2 protein-coding genes are annotated in these 1,421 nt (G+C 44.6%); one reads left to right on the forward strand and one right to left on the reverse strand.

Going from position 1 to position 1,421, the window contains the following annotated elements:
• Positions 1-20: 20 nt before the first annotated feature.
• Positions 21-512 carry a VOC family protein gene (locus A3738_RS28415; RefSeq protein WP_068481341.1) on the forward strand — a complete coding sequence of 164 codons (492 nt, stop codon included), beginning with the start codon at positions 21-23 and terminating at the stop codon, positions 510-512.
• A 32-nt stretch (positions 513-544) separates the two neighbouring features.
• Here the strand turns inward: A3738_RS28415 and A3738_RS28420 are convergent.
• On the reverse strand, positions 545-1,421 hold an 877-nt coding region (locus A3738_RS28420; protein ID WP_231876790.1), incomplete at its 5' end, for an ABC transporter substrate-binding protein.

The following is a 1,421-nucleotide window of genomic DNA, read 5'->3' on the forward strand; positions in this document are numbered from 1 at the left end:
GAGAGAGTTAGGATTCAGTGATGAAAATGAATCATGTTGGGATTATGGTTGGCGACATGGATCAAGCGGTTGAGTTTTACACCAAAGCGCTAGGTCTTAGAGTGGTTATGAACAATACGAAGGTCATCGAAGAGCGAGAGTCTGCGATTGGTCGTATGTGTATTGCGGTATTTGGGGAAGGATTTAAAGGCTTCAATATTGCTCATCTTGTTACAAATGATGGTATTGGTGTTGAGTTGTTTGAGATGGTTGATCGCGAGGAGCGTCATAACGTAGATTTCTCTCGTCTTGGCATTTTTCACTTCTGCCTTCAGCTGCCAAAAGAGCAGTTTGATACAGCGATTAAACGCGTAGAAGAATACGGTGGAAAAGTGCGTATGGATATTATGCGTTACCACCCTAAAGACGAGCTAAAACAAGCGCAGATGGTTTACTTGGAAGATCCCTTCGGTAACTTGTTCGAGTTCTATTCACACTCTTATGAAGATACTTATGCTTCAGACTACGAGTAAAATAAAGGGGGGGGTAGACAATGTTCTACCCCTTATTTTGCCCACCAATTTTCAACGCCTAATTTGTAGGGGAGTGGTTCGGTTAAACGCTCAAATCGGTCCCAATATGCAACGCGGTGTACTCCAATATGCCAGTTAGGCACGATGTAATGCTCATTGAGCAATACGCGATCTAGAGCATGCATGATGGTAATAACTTCTCGTTCGGAAGTTACCTGGAGAAGTTGAGCGATTAGCGCGTCGATTGCTGGGTTATTAATGCCTGCGTAGTTAAAGCTGCCTTCTACATCGACCAGATCGCTATGGTAGTAGTCGCGTTGTTCGTAGCTTGGTGCATTACCTTGGCTAAGCACAAAGGTCATCATGTCGAAATCGAAATTATCGAGTCTGGCTTTGTACTGCGCGCTTTCCACTAGGCGTGGGTTAGCTTTAATGCCAACACGCTCGAGGTTCTTAATGAAGGGCAGAATGATACGTTTTAGTCCTGCTTGACGATAAATGAATTCAAATTCGAAGGGCTTATCTGTTTCGGTATGAATCAGTTGCTTACCATCTAATTTCCAGCCTGCTTCTTTCAGTAGATTCATTGCTGCACGCATCTTCTTGCGTATATTGCCGTCGCCTTTGCTTTGCTCGAAGCCAAATTCCTTATTAAACACGCTCGCTGGAAGTTGGGTTTTAAATGGCTCAAGTAAGGCAAGTTCTGCTTCAGAGGGAAGTCCTGAACTTGCATATCGTGAGTTCGGGAAGTAGCTCAGATTGCGCGTGTAGGCATTATGGAAAAGGGCTGCGTTGGTCCATTCGAAATCAAACAGGTGTGAAAGCGCTTGGCGCACGCGTCTATCAGAGAATAAATCACGACGCGTGTTAAAAAAGAAGCCTTGTGTTCCTGATGGAATCGAGTGCGGG

It is taken from the genome of Oleiphilus sp. HI0066, assembly GCF_001635725.1.